The sequence below is a fragment of the Comamonas aquatilis genome, from assembly GCF_965139575.1.
Classification (GTDB): Bacteria; Pseudomonadota; Gammaproteobacteria; order Burkholderiales; family Burkholderiaceae_C; genus Comamonas; species Comamonas aquatilis.
This window is the reverse complement of record NZ_CBCSIW010000004.1, coordinates 321,532-341,311: the sequence shown is the minus strand read 5'-3', so window position 1 is coordinate 341,311 and position 19,780 is coordinate 321,532. Positions and strand designations below refer to the sequence as shown.

Here is a 19,780-nt window from a genome sequence, read left to right as displayed (position 1 = left end):
CCGTAACCAAGCCCGCCACTGTGCGGGCTTTTTTGAGGAGGGCACGCCGTCTCTCGGCGAAAAACCGTGCAATGCATCAAGAAAAGCCATGAACATCACCACACTCTCCACCCATGCTCTGCCCGCTGAGCTGGCCGCCCGAGCGTTGACACACTTGCTGGCCAATGAACGCATGCCTGTGCGCCTGATCGGTGACATCAAGCCCTTGAACTTTCCCCTACCGTACAAGCGAGTGGATCCACTAAAACCCGAGATGGACACAATCCAGGAATATCGCCCGCTGGAAGTGCTTGAGTACGTGCAAGGCATAGTCAGCGCAGCGGATTTCAGATCCGACTGAACTTCCCACGAATACAAAGGCTCAGAGCAATGACGCAAGAAGTCTCTCGATATTTGTTTTTATTTTTTCGAGCCCCTCCCTAAAATTTCTGCCATCCTCTGCCAGCTTGGCCATGTCAGATTCCTGCCTACTTTTTAGCTCTGCAAGGTGCTGCTCGAGTTCTTCCCGATCTTTCACAGCTTGACCAAGTAGCCGCTCAGTTTCGACTTGGCCCTCATCCTTTGTGCTCAGTTGCTGCGCTCGCTTCATGAGCTCATCAACGCGCTGAAGGCCGGCCTCAGACTCACGAATGTGTCTTTCAGACATCTGGTCAATTGTTTCCATGATTGCCTCCACAGGAGTAATCTGTCGCATTGAAAGTCCAGCGATTTTTTCCTTGGCGATGCTTCTGTGGCATGCTGCCGAAGCAACTAAGGAGGCTCGCGACTACGGCCTAATGTACCGATGAGCCTATAGCATGACTCTCACTTTCACAGGGGGCAATATGCGCAGAGTAATGACCACACTCGCCGTCATTGGTGTTCTAGCCGCCGCTTACTTCGCATACAAGTACGGCATTTTCTGAGACCCAATTCGTAAAATTGGAAATCAGTCGCAGGAAAGCCCAATAGCGGCAAACTTCACTCACTAACACCACAAATTAACTTGAACCAGCCCGCCTTGAGCGGGCTTTTTTATTGGAGAATCCCATGAAACTTTTAGACCGCAAAGCGCTTTGCGCTAAAGTGCCTTACTCTGATCGCTGGATTTTGAAACTGGAAGCCGCAGGCCGGTTTCCCAAGCGAATCGTGCTGTCGCCACGACGCGTGGCATGGGATGAGGCAGAGATCGATGCCTGGATCGAATCCCGCCGCCAATCCAATGAGAAAGCCGCGGCTCCGCAGGCTAATTTCTCATAAACAGAACATTTATTTGCGTGGTATCCGGGATGGTATTTTCGACCATCCCCACGCGACAAGCCGCGCCACATAAGGCTTTCAAGGGCTTGTAAATCATTGAGTGGGGAAGATCACTTTTGGTGGTACCCGGCGCCGGCAGGCACTCAAAGACAGCAAACCTCGCAATTTCTCAGGCCTCTTTACGCCCAGCGGCTTCTGCTATGGCCTCTTCCGCCACAGGAACCCTGCCAGATAGAAGGCAATTTTGTATACGTAGCCTCTACACCGGCATCTGAGTTTTAGCAATACCCACTGACTTCAAAATTGGATCCATCGCAAGAATACATAAATGCACCAAGCCGCCTAATTCATAACGGCAGATACACCTACATAGCGAACCGCATGCATTTGATACAACGCTATCTCTATTGCAAAACATTGTGAACGAATCGTTATCTGGCAAGTGGTTTCAAGCAAGCAGGAGTCTTGATCATGAATAGCCCCATCGCGAAGAATTCCAACCGTGCATATGTGCGCTTGCATGCCTATGTCACCAGGCAGCAAGAATGGGATGAATTCGCCAAAACGTACCGCATCGTTCTGCACTCCAACGGCAGCGAAGAGGTCAGCCAAAGCGTTGTGCGAGTCTTGGACAAGCTGGGTCAACCTGCAGCCCTTGGACCCAGCATTCCTCACAAAATCACGTTCTCGATTCGCAAGGTACCGACCGTGGCCACCTGGACCGAATGCTTTAATGATGGCCAGTCCAGCTGGCACAACATTTCTGGTCACTAGACGCCCGGTTCAGGCAGTTGATGTGACAGATTGGCCCCGAACGAGCTGACTTGCCGACCTGCCTATGAATAGGCCGCCAGTATTCTTTGATTTCAGAAACAAAAATGCCCGCTTGTTAGCGGGCATTTTTGCTGCAAGCTCTGGTTTCGCTTGCGATGTTTGGTAGGCGCGATTGGACTCGAACCAACGACCCCCACCATGTCAAGGTGGTGCTCTAACCAGCTGAGCTACGCGCCTGTGTTCGTTCGATGAAGCAATTGTAGCACGGGTTTTCCACTCATTTTTTGAGAGCGAAAACTTTCTTGCCAGCCATCGCAATCAGCGTCTTCTGGCTGATCGAACCCCCGCCACACCGGCAACAATCCCCAGCACCTTGTTCAACCGACCGGAGTCTGAGACTTCCACGGTGAAGGTCATCCAGGCGGTGCCTTTGACCGATTGGGTCTGTACGCCAATGACATTGGTTTTTTCGCGTGCAAACACTTCCGAAATATCACGCAGCAGTCCCTGCCTGTCGGCAGCTTCCACGGCCACATCCACCGGATAGACGGCACCGACTTTGTCCGTGGTCTTGGGTATGCCCCAATCCACATCAATCACCCGCTCAGGATTGCGGCTGCTGATCTCACGGAAATTGGAGCAGTCGGCTCGATGCACGCTGACGCCTTTGCCACGCGTGACAAAGCCGCGAATGCTGTCGGGCGGCGCCGGTTTGCAGCACTTGGCCAGTTGTGTCATCAGCGAGTCAATACCCACAACCAGCACGCCGCCCTTGGGCGAGTCCGTGCCGCGGGCCTTGCGCACCATGGTGAACTCTTCGGGCTCGGCCGTTTCTTCACTGGGGCGCAGCACCGCTTCGATATTGCGCAGCGAAAACTCGTCCTTGCCCACCACTTCAAACAGCGCATCTGCCGATTTGAAACCCAGCTGCGTGGCCAGATCTTCCAGCTTGATGGCAGTCTTGCCTTCACGCTGCAGCAGTTTTTCCACGGATTCCCGCCCGCGCGCCACCGTCTCGTGCGTGGCCTGGGCATTGAACCAGGCGCGCACCTTGGCCTTGGCCCGGTTGCTGACCAGATAGCCCAGATCCGCATTGAGCCAGTCGCGCGATGGACGATCTTCCTTGGCCGTGTTGATTTCCACGGTCTGACCGTTTTGCAGCGCCGTATTCAGCGGCACCATGACGCCATCCACGCGCGCACCACGACAACGATGGCCCAGACTGGTGTGCACCGAGTAAGCAAAATCCACAGCCGTCGCCCCCTGGGGCAACTCGATCACGGCGGCATCGGGCGTGAGCACATAGATGCGGTCTTCGAACAGGCCACGGTGATTGGTCGCTGCCAGATCACTACCCCAGGCCAGCAACTGGCGCAGCACGGCAATCTTGGCGTCGTACTCGCTGGCGGCCGATACACCGGCATAGCCCTTGGTACCGGCTTCCTTGTAGGCCCAGTGCGCAGCCACGCCATGCTCGGCATGGTCATGCATGGCCTGGGTACGAATCTGAATCTCTATGGTCCGGCCGGTCTCGTCGCGCACCACGGTGTGCAAAGACTGGTAGCCATTGGGTTTGGGCCTGGCTATATAGTCGTCAAACTCTTTTTCCAACGGCGTGAACTGCTGATGCACCCAGGACAGGGCCGCGTAGCAATCCTTGATGGTGGGCACCACCACCCGCATGGCTCGAATGTCGAACAACTGATCGAAATTGAGCGACTTGCCGCGCATCTTCTTGACGATGCTGTAGATATGCTTGGGCCGCCCTTGCACCGTGGCGCTGATGCTGTGGGCACGCAAATCACCTTCCAGGCGAGCCCGCATCTGCTCCATGTAGGCTTCGCGCTCCACCCGCTTTTCATCAAGCAGACGCGCCACCTCGCGATAGGTCTCGGGCTCCAGAAAGCGGAAGGACAAATCCTCCAACTCCCACTTGATCTGCCAGATACCCAGGCGATTGGCCAGCGGCGCGAAGACGTTGAGCCCTTCCCTGGCGATGCTGGGCGCTATCGGCTTTTTCTCTGCAGCGTAGTAGCGCAGGGTTTGCAGACGCGAGGCCAGGCGCAGCAGCACCACCCGCAGATCGCGCGAGAAGCCCAGCAGCATCTTGCGCACGTTCTCGTTCTGGGTCGCAATATCGTCCACCTGCTGGCTGGTACGACCGCCTCGCGCCTGCTGCTGCACCCGCATGAGCTTGACGGTTTCAATGGCCAGCGTGGCAAAGTTCTCGCCAAATGCCTTGGCAATCACCTCCTGCGGCTTGTTCAGGTGCACGCTGGCATGTACCAGATAGGTTGCGGCCTGCATGGTTTCCGAGCCACCGATCTTCTTGAGAATCGCGGCCACTGCGTCAGCATGAGCCAGCGTGTTCTCGCCGGTCTCCATGAACTCGCTGGCAATCAGGGGTTCGGCAAAAGCACGCGCGCGAGCCAGGGCATTGACCTGCTCGGGCAAGGTCTGGGCCGTGGCCATCAACAGATGCGGCGTAGGTTCAACAATGCGGGGCGCATCTGTATCCGATGCATCGGCAGCTCCCGCAGGCGCCGCCGTATCGCTGGTCTTCATTCAGCATCCTTGTATGCCTGTTCGGCAAGACTCATGGTGAGCGGCAGCTCAATGTCTGCCTGTTCGCCTTGTAAGAATTTGCGCAGCAGTGCAACCTGCCCTGGCGCTATCAACGTTGGAGCATGGCCCACGCCTTCCAGTTCCGTGCAATGGGCTTTGGGCCCTCGCTGGGCCATGGCCTGGGCCGTGGCCCGCGAAAGCAGATCCGATTGCGCACCACGAACAAGCAAGACACGTGCCTGTATCTGGTCATACAGCTGCCACAGCAGGGCCTCGCCAGCCTGTGCCAATTCCTGCGTCATATGCGCCATCGGAGCTGCAATGCGCGGGTCATAGTGCAGAACCACACCCCCTGCGGGATCTGGCTTGACCATGGCCCTGGAGAAATCTGCCCATTGCTGGTCGCTATGTGGGCCAAACTCCGTGGAAATCAAGCGCATGGCGGCAGCCGCCATCTCGAAGTTGGGAAAGTGCAAGCTTTTACCCAGATAGGAGCCTATGCGCACTAGCGAGCCCCACTCGATCACCGGCCCCACATCGTTGAGTACCAGTCGGCGCACGGGCACAGGCAGCGGCAGGTGGGGTTGACCGGCAAGCCCCATGCCGATCAGGCCGCCCATGCTGGTGCCCACCCAATCCAGTATCTGGATGGGGGACCGGCCATGCAGCTGGGCCAGCAGCGCCAGCATGTCGGCCGCATACAGCGGCACCTGGTACGCCATGGGGTCTTGCAACCAGTCGCTCTCGCCGCGCCCCACCACATCGGGGCAGATCACCCGGCCAAACCGGCTCAGCTCTGCGGCCAGCACATCAAAGTCATGTCCCTGGCGCGAGAGGCCGTGCGCGCAAACAATGACATGCGGATGCGCGGGATTGCCGGTGTTGTTCCACTCCCAGTAGGCCATGCGGTGCACGCCGCTTGGCAGGGCTTGCACCTGCTGCTTGCGGCTGGAATCGGACCATGTGGGCGCGAGCGCGGAGGCTCCGGGGCAGGATACGTAGTTCAGCGTAGGTTGATTCATGGAGAACGCATTCGCAAGGCCGGGGCCGATAATGGCTTTGTCGCATCGTAATTCATTCGGAGACTCTGTATGTCCATGTTGAAAGGCAAAACCGCTCTCGTGACGGGATCGACCAGCGGGATAGGCCTGGGTATTGCTACGGCACTGGCGCGACAAGGCGCCAACATCGTGCTCAATGGTTTTGGCGACGTGCAAGGCCCACGTGCCCAGGTCGAGCAAGCCGGCAAAGCGTTTGAGATCAAGGTCGGCTACCACGGTGCCGACATGAGCCAGGCCGGGCAAATCGAGGAAATGATGCAATACGCGGCCGCCGAGTTTGGTCGCGTGGACATCCTGGTCAACAACGCCGGCATCCAGCATGTGGCGCCCGTGCAGGAGTTCCCCGTAGAGAAGTGGGACGCCATCATTGCCATCAATCTCACGAGCGCCTTTCACACCACCCGGCTGGCCCTGCCCGCCATGCAAAAGGCCAACTGGGGCCGCATCATCAATGTGGCCTCGGTCCATGGTCTGGTCGGATCGGCGCAAAAATCGGCCTATGTCGCGGCCAAGCACGGCATCGTCGGGCTGACCAAGGTGACCGCACTGGAAAACGCCACCTCAGGGGTGACCTGCAATGCCATCTGCCCCGGCTGGGTGCTGACTCCGCTGGTGCAAAAGCAGGTCGATGCCAAGGCGCAGGCCCTGGGCATCAGCAACGAGGAAGCCACCAAGCAGCTTCTGGGCGAAAAAGAGCCGTCGCAGCAGTTCACCACGCCCGAGGAGCTGGGCGATCTGGCCGTCTTCTTGTGCTCGCCCGCCAGCAACAATGTGCGCGGCGTGGCCTGGAATATGGATGGAGGCTGGGCCGCACAATAAGCGCACCGGGCCGCCGTCGCCTTGACTCATCAATCCATAGCATATAGCGCCCTCCCCTATTGGGTTTTGGCGCTATTTACCACCCAAACCAAGAAAGGAGCAGCGCCAGCCGCTCCTTTTTTAATTAGCCCTGGGCCGCAGCACTGCGCCCCTTAGTGCATCTGCACCGAACCGGACACGCTGACCGTCACCTCGGCCTTGTCGGCTTCCACCGGTACCGGCGCAGCGTCGGCATAGCCGGCTTTGGCCATGGCCATCATCCGGGGATAGGGTGGCCGCATCGTGCCTTCGCCGCTGTTGATCGTGATCTCGCCCAAGCTGTAGCCGGTAAAGCCAAAGCTCTTGGAAATGCTGGCGGCGCGCTGGCGAAACGCCTCAATCGCCTTGGCCTGGGCCTCGCCCTCGACTTTTTCCCGCGCCTCGCGCGACAGACCAAAGCCCATGGAGGCCAACGTCATCTCCGACACCTTGGCCGCCGCCTGGGTGATGCGTACAAAGTCGCGTCCCTGCAGCACGATCTCGGCCCGACCCTGCCAGCCATCCATCTTGCCGTTGTTGCCATAGCGCGGCGAGACGGAGAAGTTACCGCTGCTCAGCTCCAGCTGTCCGGCCTGCGCATCGCGGCGCAGCACGGTCATGGCCGCTTCCACCGCTTTTTGCAGCTGCGACTGAACCGCTGCCGCATCGCGACCCTCCTTGGTGGCAGACAACGTGGCTGTCAGCCAGTCCTGCTTGACCTCGACCACACCTTGGGCCTGCAGATTGAGCACATTCATGGGACGCGCAGCTGTCTGCACCGCTGTGGTGCCTTGCGCCAAAACAGTGCCGCCGCTGCACAGTGCGCTCAGCAGTAGCACGCCAGCCGCAGCGCGGCGTCGGGAATCAGTCCAGGAATACTTGTTCATTGGGTTCACCCTTTGCAATAAATAGCGGAGCACAGACACATACCGTTCTGTTTCTGCCGTCATTGAATCCAGCATGACGTTGTCAGCCCATAGTGGATACCATGTACCAGCAAGCCAAATTAAACTCAAAAACAGAACAATTTATGTATCAACAAGGAAAATATTAGCAAACCAATCGATATGACACATTTATCGTCCCATATTTAAACGCAACATATGTAACATAGCGCAAGATTCAAGCGGTTTTCGCTGTTTTTTTTTCGTAAGCTGGTAACAATGGGTGCTGTTACAAGTGAACCAAACAAGGACGATCATGGCCACGCAAAGCAACCGTACCGACAAGATCCTCGTGGTGGACGACGATGCCCGCATTCGAGATCTGCTGCGCCGTTATCTGACGCAAGAAGGCTTCGAGATCATGATTGCCGAAGACGGCAAGGCACTGAACCGCATCCTGCTGCGCGAAACCGTAGACCTGATCGTGCTCGATCTGATGATGCCCGGCGAAGACGGCCTGTCCATCTGCCGCCGCCTGCGCTCCGCCAACGACCGCACCCCCATCATCATGCTCACCGCCAAGGGCGAGGACGTGGATCGCATCGTGGGCCTGGAAGTCGGCGCCGACGATTACCTGGGCAAGCCTTTCAACCCGCGTGAACTGCTGGCCCGCATCCATGCCGTGCTGCGCCGCCGTCCCCCGCAGGAAGCACCGGGCGCGCCGTCCGGCGACAACGAAGTGGTCAGTTTCGGCCCCTTCACCTTCGATCTGGGCACCCGCGTGCTGCAAAAAAGCGGCGAGGAACTACCTTTGACCACCGGCGAATTCGCCATGCTCAAGGCCTTGGTACGTCACCCGCGCCAGCCGTTGTCGCGTGAAAAGCTGGCCCTGCTGGCCCGCGGCCGCGAGTTCGAGCCTTTTGACCGCAGCCTGGACGTGCAGGTCTCACGTCTGCGCAAGCTCATTGAAGAAGATGCTGCAGCGCCCCGCTATATCCAGACCGTCTGGGGCGTGGGCTATGTGTTCGTACCCGATGGCGTCAATTGACCGACAGCCACATGGTTTGCCCAGAACACCGTGCCATGGGTAAGCACCAAGCGGAGGCCCTGCGCCTCTGCTTTCGGGTATAAGAAGACGCCTGCAGACTGGCGACAGGCCGGTCCTCTGTGGCACGGTCTGCCCGTTTTACAACAGATCGACGGCATATAGACAACCGGTAACCTCGACTTGTCTCATTGCGCCTATGGTTTGACCCGATGAAGAATTTGTTTTGTTTTTGACCACTGCTGCTCATGAGTGCCTTACCCGCCATGCCTCCTGATGCAACCAGCCCCGCGCCTCTGGAATACGAGCGGCGCATGACTGCACGCTCACCCCTGGGATTCAATCTTTTCTGGCGCACCTTCTGTCTGCTGGCCCTGCTCCTGGTGGGCAGCATTCTGGCCTGGCTGCAGACGCTGCGCGCCCTGGACTTTGAACCCCGCACCCTGCATACCGCCCAGCAGATTGCCTCTCTGGTCAACCTCAGCCGTGCGGCCCTGGTGCACTCGGACGCCATCAACCGCGTCTCCCTGATCAAGACCATGGCCGACCAGGAAGGCGTGCGCATTCTGCCGCGCGAGCCTGGCGACCATTTCGAGCTGCTGGACAACTCCACTCTGGGCAACCGCCTGACGGAAGAGCTGACCCGCCGCCTGGGCTACGGCACCATCGTGGCACGCAGCGTCAACGGCGAGCCCGGCCTGTGGGTGGGCTTCAACATCAACGGCGACCGCAACTGGCTGCTGATGGATCGCTCGCGCTTCACCCCCGCCAGCGGCCAGACCTGGGTGATCTGGCTGATCACGGCGGCCATGCTCTCTCTCATCGGTGCGGCCGCCATTGCGCGTCTGATCAATCGTCCGCTCAAACAGCTGTCCTATGCTGCCAACCGCGTGCGCGATGGCGACTTTGCCGCCAGCCAGCTCGACGAGGAAGCCGTGACCAGCGAGATTCGCGAGGTGAACATCGGCTTTAACCGCATGGCGAAAAAGCTGGCCAAGCTGGAGCAAGACCGCGCCGTGATGCTGGCCGGCATCTCCCACGACCTGCGCACGCCTTTGGCGCGCCTGCGGCTGGAGACGGAGATGAGCGTGGACGACGAGGTGGCTCGCGAGCACATGGTGGCCGACATCGTGCAGCTCGATGCCACCATCGACAAATTCCTGGATTACGCCCGCCCCGACCACGTGACGCTCAGCCCCGTCGATCTGCATGCGGTGATCTCCTCCTGCGTCTATGCCGTGCAAGACCACCGCGAGTTGCAGATCAGCATGACGATTCCCGAGGATGTCTATGTGCTGGCCGACGAGGTGGAACTGGCCCGCGTGATCTCCAATCTGTTTGAAAACGCCCGCCGCTACGGCAAATCGCCGGACACCGAAACCACGCTGGTCGACATCAGCGCCAAGGAAACCGAAGGCTGGGTGGTGGTGCGCATCCGCGACCATGGCAAAGGCGTGCCGCCCGAGCAGCTGGGTAACCTCACCCAGCCCTTCTTCCGCGGCGATTCCGCGCGCACGGCCGCCGCAGGTGCCGGCCTGGGCCTTTCGATTGTGGACAAGACGGTGCAGCGCATGGGCGGCGTATTCGCCCTGTCCAACTCGTCCACCGGTGGTCTGGTGGCTCACATCCAGCTGCAGCGCGCCACGGGCGTCACTGCAGGCGCTGCACCCGAGCAGCGTTTACAGCGCCCGGCCATCAAACGGCATCTGCCGCAGCGCAATTCGGACAAAAGCCGCGAAGATTGAAAAAAGGCTTGCAGCTTCAACGGCTGCAAGCCTTTTGGCTTGTGAAGAGCTCAAGCCTTGTAGAGCAAGGCCACGGCACGCGCTTCCATGGCCTGCAACTGGCCCACAGGGCCCATCTTCTCGGCCGTCTTGGCCTTGACATTGATTTGCTCCAGCTCCAGCGCCAGCACCTGGGCAATGCGCTCGCGCATCTTGTCTATATGTGGCGCCAGCTTGGGCGCCTGGGCCACGATGGTGCTGTCGATATTGCCGATCTCGAACCCCTTGGCACGCACACGCCGAGCGGCTTCGGCCAGCAGCAGCGCTGAATCGGCGCCCTTGAATTGAGGATCACTGTCCGAAAAATGACGGCCGATATCGCCCAGCGCCGCCGCGCCCAGCAAGGCATCGGTAATCGCGTGCAGCAATACATCGGCGTCCGAATGACCGAGCAAGCCCAGGGTATGCGGCACTTCGATGCCACCCAGAATCAGTTTGCGCCCGGGCACCAGTGCATGCACATCCCAGCCTTCACCTATACGGAAATTCATACTAAAACCTTGTCAATCCCTTATTCAAAAAGCACAACACGCTATTGAACAAGGAGTAAAAATCAGTGCCTAGCTTGCACCACAGCCTGGCGCTGCAGCAACACGGCCGCCGCCAGCGCAAAGTCGTCCGGATAGGTCACCTTGAAGTTCTGCGCTCCACCGGCCACCAGTTTGGGCTGCAGGCCTGCGGCCTCCATGGCACTGGCCTCATCGGTCACGGCAACGCCCGCTGCGCCAGCTTTGGCCAGCGCGTCCATCAGCACTGCGATACGAAACATCTGCGGTGTCTGCGCCAGCCATTTGTCGCTGCGGTCCACCGTGGCCGCCACGCGCACCCCGTCAACGCCCATGGTGGCCATCTTGAGCGTGTCCGGCAACTGATGGGCCAGCAAGCCGCCCACAGCATCATGCTCGCAGGCATCGATGAGGGCATTGATCTGCCCGGAGGTGACCAGACAGCGAGCCGCGTCATGCACCAGCACCCAGTCCTGCGGCTGGGCACCACGGTCCAGCAAGGCTTTCAGGCCATTACCCACGGTCTCGGCCCGTGTTGAGCCGCCGCAAGCCTCTGTGCCATAGTGGTCTGCCGCCGGCAGCTGTTGCCAGAAGCTGTCGCCCGCCGCAATCACGACCAGGCTGTGGTGAACCCGCGGCACGCCCGCAAACGCCGTCAGTGTGTGCATGACCATGGGGCTGCCCGCCACCGGCTGGTATTGCTTGGGCAGCTCGGGCGCCGCACTGCCAGCGGTAATCGCTCTGGCACCCACGCCGGCGCAAGGGATCAATGCCCAGAACCTGGCCGGGGCTTGACCCTGCTGTTGCTGTGGCGCTTTCATGGAAGACCGATCTGTCATGGCCTGCATTCTAAAATCGCGGGCGGCGCCCGGATGACTGATGACCCGGCTGCGCTGAGTTTTTTGCCCTTTTGTCCCGCTGTATTTCTGATTTCCCACCCGAATCCATGCAACTGCCCAAGCTCATCCCCGGTAAACGCTTTAACTTGCCCCGCCCCACCGGCAGCGCCGACGCGCTGCTGCTTGCCAAGCTGGGCGAGCGCGAAAAGCAGGCCGGCCGGGTGACGGCGATTGTCACGGCCGATGCGGCGGACGCCCATAGGCTGATGGAGGAGATGGCATTTTTTGCGCCCGATCTGCGCTGCGCCCTCTTCCCCGACTGGGAAACCCTGCCCTACGACAGCTTCTCGCCGCACCAGGATTTGATCAGCGAGCGACTGGCCACACTGTGGCGCATCAACCAACGCGACAAGGAACAAGGCGCGGATGTGGTCATCGTGCCGGCCACCACGGCGCTGTATCGGCTGGCTCCGCCCGCTTTTCTGGCGGGCTACACCTTTGAATTCAAGAGCGGGCAAAAGCTGGACGAGGCCAAGCTCAAGGCCCAGCTCACGCTGGCCGGCTATCAGCATGTCTCGCAAGTGGTCAGCCACGGCGAATATGCCGTGCGCGGCGGCTTGATCGACCTCTTCCCCATGGGCTCTACCGTGCCCTTCCGCGTGGACTTGTTCGACGACGAGATCGACTCCATACGCACCTTCGATCCCGATACGCAGCGCAGCCTCTACCCCGTGCCCGAGGTGCGTTTGCTGCCCGGCCGCGAATTCCCCATGGACGAGGAGGCGCGTGCCAAATTCCGCAGCCGCTGGCGCGAGCTGCTGGAAGGCGATCCCACGCGCAGCCGCATCTACAAGGACATGGGCGCCGGCATCGCCACCGCCGGTATCGAGTACTACCTGCCGCTGTTCTTTGACGAGACCGCCACCGTCTTTGATTACCTGGGCGACGATGCCACCGTGGTGCTGCACGGCGATCTGGAGCCGGCCCTGCAGCGCTTTTGGCAAGACACCAAGGACAGATACCGCCTGGTGCAGGGCGACCCCGACCACCCGGCCCTGCCGCCCGAGACCTTGTTTCTGTCTGCAGACCAGTTCTATACCCGCAGCAAGGAGTACGCCCAGCTGGCCCTGCGCCCGGGCACGGAAGATGTGACCGATAGCGCCATCTTCCAAAAGCTGCAGGATCTCTCCGTGGTTCGCGGTGCCGAAGACCCGCTGGCCAAGCTGCAAAAACATATAGCAGACAGCGCTCACCGTGTCTTGCTTCTGGCCGAATCCGACGGCAGACGCGAAAGCCTGCTGGACTTTTTCCGTGCCTCGGGCGTCAACCCGCCGGTATTCGACTCGCTGGCCGAGTTCCAAAGCGACAGCAGCGAGAAAGTCGGCATCGCCACCTCGGGCCTGATGACGGGCTTTGCCTGGGTGGAAGAAGGCCTGGACTTCGTCACCGAAACCGAGCTGTTTGCCACCAGCCCCACGGGCCGCAAGCGCCGCAGGCAGGAGCAGGTCAGCGATGTGGAAGCGCTGATCAAGGATCTGTCCGAGCTCAAGGTCGGCGACCCGATTGTTCACTCCGATCACGGCATAGGCCGCTATCGCGGGCTGATCAATATGGACATGGGCCAGAAGAACCCCGACGGCACGCCCGCGCTGCAGGAGTTTTTGCATCTGGAATATGCGGGCGATGCCGTGCTTTATGTGCCGGTCAGCCAGTTGCAGCTGATCAGCCGCTACACCGGTGTCTCGCCCGACGATGCGCCGCTGCACAAGCTGGGCGGCACGCAATGGGAAAAAGCCAAGCGCAAGGCCGCCGAGCAGGTGCGCGACTCCGCCGCCGAACTGCTCAATATCTACGCCCGCCGCGCGGCACGCCAGGGCCATGCCTTCCGCTTTCCCACGGCCGATTACGAGCAGTTTGTGGCCGACTTCGGCTTTGAGGAAACCGCCGATCAGCGCGCCGCCATCCACGCCGTGGTGCAGGACATGATTTCGCCTCAGCCCATGGACCGCCTGGTTTGTGGCGATGTGGGCTTTGGCAAGACCGAAGTCGCCCTGCGCGCGGCCTTCATCGCGGCCATGGGCGGCAAGCAGGTAGCATTTCTGGCGCCCACCACGCTGCTGGCCGAGCAGCATTACCAGACCTTGGTCGATCGCTTTTCCAGATGGCCGATCAAGGTGGCCGAGGTCTCGCGCTTCCGCTCGGGCAAGGAAATCACGGCCGCCATCAAAGGCATTGCCGACGGCACGGTGGACATCGTGGTCGGCACGCACAAGCTGCTGTCCGAATCCACCCAGTTCAAGAACCTGGGCCTGCTCATCATCGACGAGGAGCACCGTTTTGGCGTGCGCCACAAGGAGGCCATGAAGGCCATGCGCGCCGAGGTGGACATTCTCACACTGACCGCCACCCCCATTCCCCGTACCATGGGCATGGCACTCGAAGGCCTGCGCGATCTTTCGGTGATTGCCACCGCCCCGCAGCGGCGCCTGGCCATCAAAACCTTTGTACGTAACGAAGGCACGGGCGTGATTCGCGAAGCCGTGCTGCGCGAACTCAAGCGCGGCGGTCAGATCTACTTTTTGCACAACGAAGTCGAGACCATAGAGAACCGCAGGCAAAAGCTCGAGGAAATCCTGCCCGAGGCCCGCATTGCCGTGGCCCACGGCCAGATGCCCGAGCGCGAGCTGGAGCGCGTGATGCGCGACTTTGTGGCCCAGCGCTACAACATTCTGTTGTGCTCGACCATCATCGAGACCGGCATCGACGTGCCCTCGGCCAACACCATTCTGATCAGCCGCGCCGACAAGTTCGGCCTGGCCCAATTGCACCAGCTGCGTGGCCGCGTGGGCCGCAGCCACCACCAAGCCTATGCCTATCTGATGGTGCCGGATCTGGACAGCCTGACCAAGCAGGCCCAGCAGCGCCTGGAAGCGATTCAGCAGATGGAAGAGCTGGGCAGCGGTTTCTATCTGGCCATGCACGATCTGGAAATTCGCGGCGCCGGCGAGGTGCTGGGCGAGAACCAGAGCGGCAATATGCTGGAGGTGGGCTTTCAGCTCTACAACGAAATGCTGTCTGAAGCCGTGCGCAGCTTGAAGGCAGGCAAGGAACCCGATCTGCTGTCGCCGCTGTCGGCCTCCACCGACATCAATCTGCACGCGCCCGCGCTCTTGCCCAACGACTATTGCGGCGACGTGCATCTGCGCCTGTCCTTCTACAAAAAGCTGGCCACGGCCAAGACGGCCGATCAGATCGACACCTTGCTCGAAGAAATCGTGGACCGCTTCGGCAAGCTGCCGCCCCAGGCGCAGACATTGATCGACGTCCACCGCCTGCGCGTGCTGTCCCAGCCCTATGGCGTGGTCAAGGTCGATGCAGCGCCGGGCGTGATCAACATCACCTTCAAGCCCCAGCCGCCGATCGACCCGATGAACATCATTCATCTGATCCAGAAGAACAAGCACATCAAGCTGGCGGGCAACGAAAAGCTGCGCATAGAAAAAGCACTGGAGAACCCCAAGGACCGCGCCCAGATGGTGCGCGATGTGCTGCGCAGCCTGGGCCAACCGCTTAAGGCACAAGCCGAGGCCCACGCATAAAACAGCTCTTGCAGTGCTGCCAATGCATGGCGTGCAATATGGACCTCAGCCTTGACTGTCTGAACCGCCATGTTTCTCGAAACCGTGATCGCTTTGCTGGCCCTGTCACTGTCCCTGCTCTGTCGCCCCTGGCGCATGCTGGGCAGCCGGCACGGCCCCGGCGGCATGCAGCAGCCGGTCACCTCTGCGCTGCTGACGCCGCTGCTGGCCGTGCTGGTGCTGCTGCCCTGGATCTGGGCCTTGCCCGCATTGCACCAGATGCCGCTGCAGCTGCGTTGGTCTGCGGCTCCGCTGGTCGTGCTTTTGCTCGGCTGGCCGCTTGCAGTCCCCGTGCTGCTTGCGGTAAGCGCTATTGCCTTTGGACTCGCTCCCGCTCTTGGCTTGGAGGAGACCCTTGGCATGCTGGTCTGGCAAGGGCTGATGCCGGCCACGCTGGCCATGCTCTGGGGCGCGGCAGTGCGCCGCTGGTGCTGGCACAACATTTTTGTATTTATTCTTTTACGCGGCTTTTTGGGCACAGTGCTCAGCGTGTTTTTGGCCTCTTTGCTTGGCCAGTGGGCCGGCCATGTGCTCCCCAACGTCAATGACGATCTATCGCGCATGGCCCGCTGGCTTATGGCCTGGAGCGATGGAATCACCACCGGCATGCTGACCGCCGTGTTTGTGGTGTTCCGTCCCCAGTGGATGGCTACCTGGTCGGATGCGATTTACCTCGTTCCGCCTCACCATCCTGAGGGCTGAGCGACTGCACATTCATGCAATGCGCGCTTCAGCCAGTTTTCGGAGGTTTACGCAAACAGCATCTTTCCCATCAGGCTAAACGCCAAGGCAGCTGGCACAGGGCTTGCTCATCATCTGGTGTCGCACCGCAGCATTCACCAAGCCGGTGCATATCTTGATGACATAAGGGATCGCATGTTCTCCAAGCCCATTCGCGCCGCCATACACACCACACTTGCCTGCGCACTGGCCGCCGGCTTTGCTCTGAGCGCCCAGGCGCAGAACGCCTACCCCGAACGCGCCGTCAAAGTCATCGTCGCCCTGCCCGCCGGCGGCAGCGCCGATATGATTGCCCGCCAGGTGGCGCAAAAGCTGGCCGTCGATCTCAAGCAACCGTTTGTGGTGGAGAACAAGGCCGGTGCCTCCGGCCAGATCGGCACGCCAGCCGTGGCCCGCTCTGCACCCGATGGCTATACGCTGATGGTGTCGCCGGCCTCGTTCCTGACCACCAACAAAAGTATCTTCAAATCCCTGCCCTACGACCCCGAGGCCGATTTCCAGCCCATCAGCCGTCTGGTCAACCAGCCCATGGTGCTGGTGGTCAAGGACAAGCAAAAATTTCCCAGCGTGGCCGCCGTGGTCAGCGCGGCCAAGTCTGCGCCCGGCAAGCTGACCTTTGCGTCCTCTGGCGACGGCAGCCCTCAGCATCTGGCGGGGCTCATGTTCGAGACCCGCACCCGGACACAGATGCTGCATGTGCCCTACAAAGGCGGCGCCCCTGCCGTCAACGACACGCTGGCAGGCAATGTAGACATGCTGTTTGCCGTGCTGCCCGAGGCCCTTCCCCATATACAGTCCGGCAAGCTGCATGCGCTGGGCTTGCTCAGCCCCACCCGCGCCAGCACCCTGCCCGCCACGCCGACCATGCTCGAGAGCGGCTTTGCCAATCTGAATCTCTCGGCCTGGGTGGGCCTGTTCGCGCCGGCCAAAACGCCGCCGGCCATCGTCAACCAGCTCAACCAGGCCGTGCGCGTGGCCCTGGCCGGCGACATCAAGACCAAGCTCGGTGAAAACGGCATGGAAGTGGCGCCCTCCACTCCCGAGCAGCTCAAGCAGGCCATCGCCCAGGAGATCAAGCTGCACGCAGAGCTGGTCAAGGCCGCCGGCATTCAAGCGCAGTAAATCGGCTGTTGTCCGCCGTGGGTGCCGCCAGCGGGCACCCACATCAGCGGATAATGGCGGCCATACTCCAGGCACGCTGCGGCCTGCAGTCTTTCATCACCTGCTCCACCAAGTATTCGCAATGACTGACGCAACCGAATTCGCTCCCGGCCTGATGATTCGCGGCATTTCCGCGCCGCTGAAACTGGCCGATTTCAAGCTCATCGCTTTCGATATGGACTCGACGCTGATCACCATCGAGTGCATTGACGAGATCGCCGACGCCACGGGCAAAAAGGCCGAGGTGGCAGCGATTACCGAAGCCACCATGCGCGGCGAGATCACCGACTTCAAGGACAGTCTGCGCCAGCGCGTGGGCAAGCTGGTGGGCGTGACCGAGGCCGACATGGCACGCGTGCTGGCCGAGCGCCTCCAACTCTCGCCCGGTGCTGAAACCCTGGTCAAGGCCGCACAGGCCGCCGGGCTCAAGGTGCTGCTGGTCTCGGGCGGTTTCACCTACTTTGCCGAGCATGTGCGCGGCTTGCTGAACATCGATTTCGTGCGTGCCAATGTGCTGGAGATCCGCAACGGTGCGCTGACCGGCGGCCTGGTCGAGCAGGCCTGGGGCGATATCTGTGACGGCGCCGAAAAGCGCCGCACGCTGCTGGAAGTCGCTTCCCTGATCGGCATCTCGTCCAAGCAGTGCATTGCCGTGGGCGACGGCAGCAACGACATCCCCATGATGCAGGCCGCTGGCCTGTCGGTGGCCTATCACGCCAAGCCACGCGTGCGCAACGAAGCCAAGGTGTCCATCAACGAAGGCGGGCTCGATCGCCTGCTGGAAGTGCTGCAGTAAACAGGTCGTTCCCCGCGCCAGTATCAGCCGCCCGGCCTCGCCCGGCGGCTTTTTGCTTGCCGCGTTGCAACAGGCCGGATTTCTGACGCGACAAGGCCGGCTGCGCTTGTTAGAGTGGACGCTCTTTCCCAAAGACAGCAGAAAGGTCCCAGCAATGAGCAAGTTGAAAATTGGCATCGTCGTGGGCAGCAGCAGCCAGCAATCGATCAACCGCAAGCTGGCTCAGGGCCTGGCCAAACTGGTGCAGGACAAGGCGGATGTCGAGTTCCTTGAGATCAGCCATCTGCCCCTGTACAACCGCGATATGGACGGCACGCCGGCCGCCCAGCCCTATGAGGACGTGAAGCAGAAAATTCGCAGCTGCAACGGCATACTGTTCGTTACGCCCGAGCACAACCGCTCCGTGCCCGCCCTGCTCAAGAACGCGCTGGATGCCTGCAGCCGCCCCTACGGCCAGTCGGCCTGGGCCGGCATTCCCGCCGCCGTGATCGGCACCTCGCCCGGCGCCGCGGCGACCGCCATGGCCCAACAGCATTTGCGCAATATCTTTGTCTTTCTGGACATGCCTGCCCTGCAGCAACCCGAGGGCTTTGTGCGCTGGAGCGATGAGCTGATCGATGCCCAGGGCAATATCGGAGCCGCCAGCCACGACTTTCTGAACAAGTACATGGACAAATTTCTGGCCTGGGTCGAGTTGCATCAGAAAAAGTGAAACCGCTTTTCTTCTGATTTCATAGCAATCCCCGCAGATGCGACAAGCACTACGGGGATTTTTCATGGATTTAAGTTTTTTACGACAAAGGGGTATTGAGCAGCCAGCCCTGAGCTGCCAGTCCCTACAATGGCCGTGCAGCCCCATACACAACACAACAATTGGCTGCCAGACCCAGGGCTCCCGCTTTTTAACCAGCGGTTTCAGTCCCGGGTCTTGAAATTCTCCTCCCTGTATCTAAATACATAGCAAGCAAGCTTGATGGCCTTAGGGCCACCGGGATTTGCCGGCCTGTCTTTTGCCATCCGGCAGCAAGCGGCCCTCTATGACAACCATGATTGGAAAACCTTCAGTGAAGACTTCGTACCGTGCTACCGCTTCCGTGATTGCCATCGCAATTGCCTCGCTGTCCGTGCCCTCGCTGGCCCAGGCCAAGCGTATGGGTAGCAGCAAGTCTGTGCGCCCTGCCAGCATTGGTGCCAAGGCACCGGCTCAGCCCGCTCCTGTGGCGCCTGCAGCTGCTGCTCCCAAGGCTGCAGCACCCGCAGCTCCGGCCGCTGCTGCAGCTCCAGCCGCCGCACCCGCCGCCGCGCCAACTCGTGGCTCCGGCATGATGGGCACCATGGCCGGTGCCGCCGTTGGCGCCGTAGCCGGCACCATGGCCGGTAGCGCCATTGCCGGCGCCATGGGCGGCGGCGACAAGGAAGCCGAAGCCAAGAAGGCCAAGGAAGCGGAAGCCAAGAAGGCTGAAGCCGAAGCCGCCGACCTGCAAAAGAAGCTGGACGAAGCCAAAGCCAAGGCCGAAGCCGCACGCGCTGCCGCCAAGTAAACAGGCTGCACACGTAGCAAGGGCCGCTTTATGCGGCCCTTTTTCATGCGCCAAGCGCTCTATTCCTGGGCGCGCGGTGCCAGACCTGCAGCCTTGCGCAGCGGTTCAAGCAGCCCACTGAGTCCGTTGTGATCCAGCTCCTGCATCAAGGCCAGCAACTGGCCCAGCTCGCCTTTGGGAAAACCTTCGCGCGCAAACCAGTTGAGGTAGTTGCCGGGCAGATCGGCGATCAGCCGGCCTTTGTATTTGCCATAAGGCATGGGCACGCGCACCAGGCGCTCCAGCATTTCAGGGTTCATAAGGAATAAAAAACGACGCTCTTATAACCAAATAAGAAAAATGTTCGACGACCGTGCTTGAGCCGCACTA

At 60.5% G+C, this 19,780-nt stretch carries 19 protein-coding genes and 1 tRNA gene; 12 read left to right on the top strand and 8 right to left on the bottom strand.

Annotation, left to right across the window (positions count from 1 at the left end):
* Positions 1–88 precede the first annotated feature (88 nt).
* Positions 89–340 carry a hypothetical protein gene (locus tag ACNAZA_RS08460; RefSeq protein ID WP_415796063.1) on the top strand — a complete coding sequence of 84 codons (252 nt, stop codon included), beginning with the start codon at positions 89–91 and terminating at the stop codon, positions 338–340.
* 21 nt (positions 341–361) lie between these two features.
* Here the strand turns inward: ACNAZA_RS08460 and ACNAZA_RS08455 are convergent, their stop codons facing one another.
* Positions 362–664 (bottom strand): hypothetical protein, encoded by a 303-nt coding sequence (locus ACNAZA_RS08455; protein ID WP_415796062.1) that lies wholly within the window; start codon positions 662–664, stop codon positions 362–364.
* 365 nt (positions 665–1,029) lie between these two features.
* On the opposite strand from ACNAZA_RS08455, the gene ACNAZA_RS08450 reads away from it, so the two are divergent.
* Together ACNAZA_RS08450 and ACNAZA_RS08445 are read left to right on the top strand one after the other, a co-directional pair.
* Positions 1,030–1,239, top strand: coding sequence for a helix-turn-helix transcriptional regulator (locus ACNAZA_RS08450; RefSeq protein WP_415796060.1), 210 nt, complete (start codon positions 1,030–1,032; stop codon positions 1,237–1,239).
* A gap of 471 nt (positions 1,240–1,710) precedes the next feature.
* Complete coding sequence (locus tag ACNAZA_RS08445) at positions 1,711–2,013, top strand: hypothetical protein (protein WP_415796059.1); 303 nt, start codon at positions 1,711–1,713, stop codon at positions 2,011–2,013.
* Positions 2,014–2,173: 160 nt separating this feature from the next.
* Here ACNAZA_RS08445 and ACNAZA_RS08440 read toward each other — a convergent pair.
* The 3 genes from ACNAZA_RS08440 to ACNAZA_RS08430 form a co-directional block, all read right to left on the bottom strand.
* Positions 2,174–2,250 (bottom strand) — tRNA-Val (locus ACNAZA_RS08440).
* A gap of 81 nt (positions 2,251–2,331) precedes the next feature.
* On the bottom strand, positions 2,332–4,578 hold the full coding sequence (locus ACNAZA_RS08435; protein WP_415796058.1) for a RelA/SpoT family protein: 2,247 nt from the start codon (positions 4,576–4,578) through the stop codon (positions 2,332–2,334).
* The gene (locus tag ACNAZA_RS08430; protein ID WP_415796057.1) at positions 4,575–5,600 is read right to left on the bottom strand and encodes an alpha/beta fold hydrolase; all 1,026 of its coding nucleotides are present in this window, start codon (positions 5,598–5,600) and stop codon (positions 4,575–4,577) included. Before ACNAZA_RS08430 ends, ACNAZA_RS08435 begins: the two co-directional genes overlap by 4 nt.
* A 75-nt stretch (positions 5,601–5,675) precedes the next feature.
* Between ACNAZA_RS08430 and ACNAZA_RS08425 the strand changes: the two genes are divergently transcribed.
* Complete coding sequence (locus ACNAZA_RS08425; protein WP_415796109.1) at positions 5,676–6,458, top strand: 3-hydroxybutyrate dehydrogenase; 783 nt, start codon at positions 5,676–5,678, stop codon at positions 6,456–6,458.
* Between the two features lie 152 nt (positions 6,459–6,610).
* Here the strand turns inward: ACNAZA_RS08425 and ACNAZA_RS08420 are convergent, their stop codons facing one another.
* Positions 6,611–7,363 carry an SIMPL domain-containing protein gene (locus ACNAZA_RS08420; protein WP_415796056.1) on the bottom strand — a complete coding sequence of 251 codons (753 nt, stop codon included), beginning with the start codon at positions 7,361–7,363 and terminating at the stop codon, positions 6,611–6,613.
* Between the two features lie 313 nt (positions 7,364–7,676).
* Here ACNAZA_RS08420 and ompR point away from each other — a divergent pair, with 313 nt between their 5' ends.
* On the top strand, positions 7,677–8,408 hold the full coding sequence (gene ompR / locus ACNAZA_RS08415) for an osmolarity response regulator transcription factor OmpR (RefSeq protein WP_120968743.1): 732 nt from the start codon (positions 7,677–7,679) through the stop codon (positions 8,406–8,408).
* A gap of 245 nt (positions 8,409–8,653) precedes the next feature.
* Positions 8,654–10,150, top strand: a complete 1,497-nt coding sequence (locus ACNAZA_RS08410) for an ATP-binding protein (RefSeq protein WP_415796054.1) — start codon at positions 8,654–8,656, stop codon at positions 10,148–10,150.
* Between the two features lie 50 nt (positions 10,151–10,200).
* On the opposite strand, the gene ispF is transcribed toward ACNAZA_RS08410, so the two are convergent.
* Together ispF and ispD are read right to left on the bottom strand one after the other, a co-directional pair.
* A complete protein-coding gene (ispF, locus tag ACNAZA_RS08405; RefSeq protein WP_415796053.1) occupies positions 10,201–10,680 on the bottom strand; it encodes a 2-C-methyl-D-erythritol 2,4-cyclodiphosphate synthase in 480 nt (159 codons plus the stop codon).
* 62 nt (positions 10,681–10,742) lie between these two features.
* The gene (ispD, locus tag ACNAZA_RS08400) at positions 10,743–11,534 is read right to left on the bottom strand and encodes a 2-C-methyl-D-erythritol 4-phosphate cytidylyltransferase (protein ID WP_415796052.1); all 792 of its coding nucleotides are present in this window, start codon (positions 11,532–11,534) and stop codon (positions 10,743–10,745) included.
* A 107-nt stretch (positions 11,535–11,641) separates the two neighbouring features.
* Between ispD and mfd the strand changes: the two genes are divergently transcribed.
* The 6 genes from mfd to ACNAZA_RS08370 all read left to right on the top strand — a co-directional run bounded on the left by mfd (position 11,642) and on the right by ACNAZA_RS08370 (position 19,411).
* Positions 11,642–15,133 carry a transcription-repair coupling factor gene (gene mfd / locus ACNAZA_RS08395; RefSeq protein WP_415796051.1) on the top strand — a complete coding sequence of 1,164 codons (3,492 nt, stop codon included), beginning with the start codon at positions 11,642–11,644 and terminating at the stop codon, positions 15,131–15,133.
* A 69-nt stretch (positions 15,134–15,202) separates the two neighbouring features.
* A complete protein-coding gene (locus ACNAZA_RS08390; RefSeq protein WP_415796050.1) occupies positions 15,203–15,874 on the top strand; it encodes a hypothetical protein in 672 nt (223 codons plus the stop codon).
* A gap of 174 nt (positions 15,875–16,048) precedes the next feature.
* A complete protein-coding gene (locus ACNAZA_RS08385) occupies positions 16,049–17,035 on the top strand; it encodes a Bug family tripartite tricarboxylate transporter substrate binding protein (RefSeq protein ID WP_415796049.1) in 987 nt (328 codons plus the stop codon).
* A 121-nt stretch (positions 17,036–17,156) separates the two neighbouring features.
* The gene (gene serB, locus ACNAZA_RS08380) at positions 17,157–17,870 is read left to right on the top strand and encodes a phosphoserine phosphatase SerB (RefSeq protein ID WP_415796047.1); all 714 of its coding nucleotides are present in this window, start codon (positions 17,157–17,159) and stop codon (positions 17,868–17,870) included.
* A gap of 154 nt (positions 17,871–18,024) precedes the next feature.
* Positions 18,025–18,582, top strand: a complete 558-nt coding sequence (locus ACNAZA_RS08375; protein ID WP_415796046.1) for an NADPH-dependent FMN reductase — start codon at positions 18,025–18,027, stop codon at positions 18,580–18,582.
* Between the two features lie 325 nt (positions 18,583–18,907).
* Positions 18,908–19,411 carry an ABC transporter substrate-binding protein gene (locus ACNAZA_RS08370; RefSeq protein WP_415796045.1) on the top strand — a complete coding sequence of 168 codons (504 nt, stop codon included), beginning with the start codon at positions 18,908–18,910 and terminating at the stop codon, positions 19,409–19,411.
* Positions 19,412–19,470: 59 nt separating this feature from the next.
* Here ACNAZA_RS08370 and ACNAZA_RS08365 read toward each other — a convergent pair whose 3' ends face one another.
* Positions 19,471–19,710, bottom strand: coding sequence for a DUF3820 family protein (locus tag ACNAZA_RS08365; RefSeq protein ID WP_120968770.1), 240 nt, complete (start codon positions 19,708–19,710; stop codon positions 19,471–19,473).
* Between the last annotated feature and the right edge of the window lie 70 nt (positions 19,711–19,780).